This window comes from Mesorhizobium sp. M0601 (genome assembly GCF_040320845.1).
Taxonomy (GTDB): Bacteria; Pseudomonadota; Alphaproteobacteria; order Rhizobiales; family Rhizobiaceae; genus Mesorhizobium.
Map to the genome: position 1 here is coordinate 1 of NZ_JAMYQK010000083.1, position 5702 is coordinate 5702.

Annotated in this window: 2 protein-coding genes and 2 pseudogenes; 2 read left to right on the top strand and 2 right to left on the bottom strand. The window is 54.2% G+C overall.

Annotated elements, in window-relative coordinates:
• Positions 1 to 102: 102 nt before the first annotated feature.
• Positions 103 to 490 (top strand): annotated as a pseudogene (locus NKI41_RS32590) (IS21 family transposase); the annotation flags it as partial.
• Positions 491 to 562: 72 nt separating this feature from the next.
• On the opposite strand, the pseudogene NKI41_RS32595 reads toward NKI41_RS32590, so the two are convergent.
• A pseudogene (locus tag NKI41_RS32595) lies at positions 563 to 879 on the bottom strand (IS66 family transposase); the annotation flags it as partial.
• Between the two features lie 428 nt (positions 880 to 1307).
• Positions 1308 to 3944: a hypothetical protein gene (locus NKI41_RS32600; protein ID WP_352687085.1), complete on the bottom strand. Its 2637-nt coding sequence runs from the start codon at positions 3942 to 3944 to the stop codon at positions 1308 to 1310.
• Between the two features lie 1622 nt (positions 3945 to 5566).
• On the opposite strand from NKI41_RS32600, the gene NKI41_RS32605 reads away from it, so the two are divergent.
• A partial coding sequence (locus tag NKI41_RS32605; RefSeq protein WP_352687087.1) for an aminopeptidase P family N-terminal domain-containing protein occupies positions 5567 to 5702 on the top strand: 136 nt, incomplete at its 3' end.

Genomic DNA, 5702 nt, shown 5'->3' on the forward strand with positions numbered 1-5702 from the left:
TTCGGATCGGCCTTAGCAACCAAATCCTACGTCATTTCAACGGCTTGAACCACATCCGCCAACCCACCGTGAATTTTCAGGCTAGCTGACTGAGGCTGGCTTGGCAGGGGACAGGAAGCAATCTTCCTGCAGGTGCACGAGCCCGGACGCGTCGCCTGTCGGACTTCACAGACATGAGCGGCGCCGGCGTCACCATCGCCGGTCAGTCGCTCGATCATCGGCTCTACCATTTCCGACTCGCCTATTCCGGCTTCGAACATGCCCATGTCGTGCTCGGCGGCGAGAACTTCGTGGCGATGGCGAAGGCCTGCAGAACGCGCTCTGGTCGCTCGGAGGAGTACCGCGTGGGCAACCGATCGGACAGCCTGTTCGCGGCGTTCCGCAACCCGGACCGGGATGCTTGCGCGGACCTGACGCGTCGCTACGAGGACCTCGTCGCCCACTACGGCATGACTGCAATCCGCAAGACAATGCCGGCATCGCGCACGAGAAGTAAGCGCGTAGCTGATGCCGTTTAGCGCTGGTAGTTCCAAGGCATGAGCGCCTCGATATCGCTGTTTGGTCAGCCATTGGCGATGCGCTCGAAGGTCTGGGTGAGCCAGGCGTGCGGATCGACCTGGTTCATCTTGGCGGTGGTCAGCAGCGTGGCGATGGTGGCCCATGTCCGTCCGCCGCCTTCGCTGCAGCGAAGAGACTGTTCTTTCGGGTAATTGTCTGTGGCCGGATGGCGCGCTCGACGGTGTTGGAGTCGATTTCGATGCGGCCGTCGGCGAGGAAGCGCTCCAGCGCGGCACGCCGGCCGAGCGCATAGCGGATCGCCTCGGCGGGCTTCGATTCTCCCGACAGCTTCGGCAGCTCCTTTTCCCACAGCGCAAAGAGAGCGGCAAGACGGCGGCTGCGGGCAGGCACCGCCGAACCCCTTCTGGAATGACACCCCATGATCACGCCGGGTGCGTCCACAACATCTGGTTCGGCACCCGTCGCTATGCGCGCCGGCACCCAGACCTCTGTCCCACCGCACAAAGTCGTAAGTCGTAAGCAGCCAGCTCGGCGATAGAGGCCATTGCTGCCTGTCTGACGGCTCACGCCATCACGGTTTTGCCTTCCGCCATGCTGTCCATCGCTGTGGTCGAATCGCGAACGCCGTTCATCGGCCTGGCGAAGACAATCCCGACCGCTCCTCCAGGCTACAATCCCCATAGCGCCACACCACCCGCAGCTTCGCTCAATCCGGCTTGCAATGAGGTCCGACAATCAGCCGGCTCGCTCCGTCGAGCATGCGGACCTCACAGAAGCCTCCAGATTCCTTATTGTGAGGAGCGTGGTCTCCCCGGCGGATCAGATACCCTCGAAACCAATGGGCGAAAGATTACATGATAGTAATCAGGCGTTTCGAACCGTTGCAAATCAACGGGACGTATTGTCGCGACACTTGCCTGTGACAGACATCGGTAAATCTCTCCCTCCCGGTTTATTTCTTGCAGGTCGAGAGAGTTCGAAACATTCCTACACACGGTTGTTGCATTGTTTGAAAGTTCTACAATTTCCAATTGCAACCATTCGTAGTGTTCCCCCAGGAGAAATTTGACACTGATACCGCTTACATATGGCAGCATAATGGAGAAATAACCGTCATGCAAATGGCTTGCTCTAAGCAAGAAGACCCTAGACTCGTGTATGCTCCCTATCGAGACCTTCAGAGGTGAAAAACGGACATTCATATCTTCTGGTCTTAGATCAAGTTGAAATCTTCTTTGAACCAGACGGCTGAGTACGAAGTCAAGCCCCAAGCTGCGCGTTGCATATGAACCCAGCCGATAAGGTGAGGGAAGGCTCCTCACATTCTTCCAAGCACTGTCTAGATGATAGAGCGTCTTAGTCCGATCTGGCCCCATAAACTTGTCGTTCTGGAACCCCTCGAAAAATTCCAACTCCGCTTCAATAGGCATGTAGGCATGACGAAATAGAGCCGCATGGGCGGCCCGCTGCAAAATAGAATACTCGTGCGTCACACCGGCCTCCGTAAAAAATGACCTCGCGTCATTTATGAACCGCAAGCATTCATCCTGAACTTTGGCAACCTTCTCGTACTGTCTCTCACTAAGTCTGATCTCATCAAGAACTGGATCGCCGTTCAAATCATAGTCGACAACCATTCCTTCCTTGAGGATGCAGCATTGCTCAAATAGATCATAATCCCAATGGGGTGCGGAAATAAGTGCTTTTCCGTTCGCCGGACGGTAAGGTTCGTCGGAAGCAACCAAATAGCGACCCAGTATGTCGACTTTAAGGTCTTCTTTGAAGGTGCGAATCAAATATTCTTGCGTCTTGCCGTAATAGGCTATGTCCGCCAAGATAATGGTATCGCCTTCCTCAAGCTCCATTTCCTTTGACATATAGCGCATCAAGCGGACACGCAAAGCAAGGGAGTTCTTAAATATCAACTCCAACACATCGTCGTCGCGCAGCAGCTGATGGAATGCCGTTCGCGGATCGGCAGATTGATGGGCAATTCGTATTAACATTGCAGTCACTTCCGGCGGAAGCAAAAGCTGTTTTGCAGTAGCATGAAAATCGTCAACTTCTTCGGGGTGGATCCCGCCAATATAATAATCTACATCGGCGCGAGTTTTGAAGGAGGCCGCAACAGCAAGAAATTTGCGGATTCGTACCAGTTTGCCGACGGGCTTGCGCGCATAGGCTTCACATGCAGCGGAAAGAAGATAAGCATCACGCAACAGGAAGAAGACTTTTACCCGCTTGCCCTGCTGCTGTAGTTCTTCCACCTCGTCCATAAGAAAACGAGCATAGGCGTATAGCACCGGGCCAAACGACATATAGCCGATCATCGTCTCAGGCGCGTACGGCTGCAGGTTTGCAACGGCAAAAATTGGCCGAAACGGACTATAGCATGGCAGAATAACTGCCTCAGGCGCTGCCTGATCGAGTACAATCAACGAAGATGCCGCGTGCTGCAGGCGCAAGAGGTCTGCGACCTCATGATCAAACGGCAGAAAATGCAGCGCGCGTACACCCAATCTCCGGGGCACTTGGACATCGGCCACATCATTATCTCCGATGTGAAGTAGTTGGGCTGCAGGCACTCCGCACTCTTTGGTTACAATCTGAAACAGGGCATGGCTCTTCGACGTCCCATAATCCACAGAGCAGTAAATCTTGCCGATTGCTTCCATAACGTCTGCAGGCAAATGCCGAGCCAAGAGGCGCCTCAACTCGTCTTCGCGCAAATACGTGTCGCTCACGATGATAATCTTGATACCACGGGTGTGCGCCAGCCTGATCAGCTTTAGGTACGGTGAGAATGCAAAGCAAACATCCATCTCGGTGCGGATTTCCGCCTCGGCCAATAGCTCCCGTTCCTCACCAGAAAGCGATGTAAAAAGCCGATAGATATCACCGATATCGATCTCACCAGATCCGTTCGCTAAAGGCTTCGCTCGATAGGCACGCTTAGCAGCGCTAACGCGTTGGTGAGGAGTTATCCCTAACCGTCGCGCGATGGGATTGTCGGCGAGCACGGCAAAAACGTCTCTAGGTGTCGCTGTCTTGCGCCATAGCAATGTATCGAAACAGTCAAGTGAGAGTACCTTCACGGACTCCCCAAAGTTGTCTAGAATGGTGGGGATGTCATTGGCCTTTATTTGTATTGTCGCCTTATGATGAGTGTCATGCATGTTGCTCGATAGCAAGCAATCGTCGGTTTTTTTCCATCGGGTGGTCTTTTCTGCTGGACCGCAATTGTCCGTGACCATTGCACCTTGGTGACCGATAAACTGATAGACATCGTCTCGGGTGCGACGCGGCAAGATGGCGTTATACAGGTCAGGATCGACAACATGTTCCATACGGAACTTGTCGGAAGACTTCTGATCAACCTCGGCTTGCTTTATCTCGGCGGCCAAGCGCTTCAGTATAAGCTGCATACATCGTTCCTTTGTGCAAACGCAATCGTTCTGGGTCAGAACTTCTCACTGTCGTCCACTCTTGGGTCTAGGACCTCAGCATCGCCAAAGGCTCGACGCCAGCGGCTACCGCTTTCGCTACGGAGCTTCGAAGGAGCCCGCATCTAAAAAGAGATGTCCTGAACTGGTTGAGGGTCTGCGTAGCAAACCCCGCTCTCCTACTGCCATACGATCCCCATCTCATCGTTTGCCCATGCTCTCGCAGAAACAAATTCGGCTAACGGCCAAATATATCCGATGATGGGTTGACCTCCAACGTCTCATCAAACCGTCTCTCGAAGAATATCATTTATACAGGCCCCGTCAACGGAGCAGGGGAAGTGCGACCATTCTTTCCAAGTTGTTGATTATGCTGAGAACAACTGCGTTTTGGCGTACTGGCTGTTGTGATGTTTTGATGAAGAAGTGTTAAAGTTAATGTAGGTGAGGGCATTAGCTCCATGACGCGGCATGAGGTAAATGGCGAGAGATATACCGCTGCTGCCACCGGGCGGCAGGACATCCAGCACTCAAGGTGCTGTCACGTTGGGATATGAACGCGCTGAAGCGGTGTGCGCTGCTGTAAGCAGAGCGCAGTTACGGTCTTCTCTGGTTGGGGATCGCGCAGGATGACAAGCGAGGATGCTGCGGTAGCGGCTGGCATGTCGCAGCCTGTGGGAACTAGACAGGCGGGCGGCATGTCACCAGCGACGTTTAGATCTTTTACCAAGTCGCCGTCCGGGCGGTATCTTCGTTCGGCGAACGCAGGAGATCGCACGCCGGCCAGTCTCGTCGACAATGCAAATAGAGGTGTCTCAAAAACACCCCAGTCCGGCAAAGTAGTTGATGCCTGCTCTCCCAACGTTTGTGGCGGCTCACATCGACCACGTTTTCACATTTCGACAGGAGCAGCCGCCATCATCTGTCGAAGCGCCGCAAAAATGCGCGTGACCCGCGGCCGGAAATACCTCCATCGCTGCCGTCAGCCAATCTTGCTCGTGGTTGGGAAAGTCGCGCCAAGGGAACCTTCCATGGCACCGGGATCGGGCGCGGTGCCGGCGTCTGCAGCGAGCTTGCGTCGCGTGACCGCATCAAGTCCCGTGTCGTCAAGCTGGATGGAAAGAAACTTCAGTCGGCGCGCGCTCTAACTGGCGCCAGACGCGATCCTGCTTAAAGTACCAGCCGAGGAATCCAGGCTCGAGTTAGCCCGATGGCGAATATCCGATCGCGGGCATCTATGGATTCGGTCGCGGGATGATTCAGCGCCCAGCGGTCGCTGGGCGAGAGATGGCCGCCACGCAGTTGTTTCGTAGCCGGGCGGGCCAGTTCATCTATAGCCGCCTGAAGTCTTTTGAAGGCGCTTATGCGATCGTTTCGCCAGAGGTCGACGGGTATTTCGTCTCGAACGAGTTCCCGACCTTTGATCTGCGAACAAACTGGGCGTTAATCTCGTTTCAATATGGCGCCATATTGAAACGGCATTTGACGGCATTATTGGCGTCGCTTTACATGAATGTAGTCGCTGTCCGAACTTGTTATATGCATCATCCATGCACAGACAAGCTGGTGTACAAGAGCGCTATGCCATAAAGTATGAGGATTAAATGCCGGCTTTCACTAAAGAGGAATACCGCGAGCGCAACGCCAGATTGCGGCAGAAAATGGCAGAGTACGGTATGGATGCGCTGCTTGTCATGAACGAGAATAATATGAACTATCTGACCGGCTATGACGGTTACT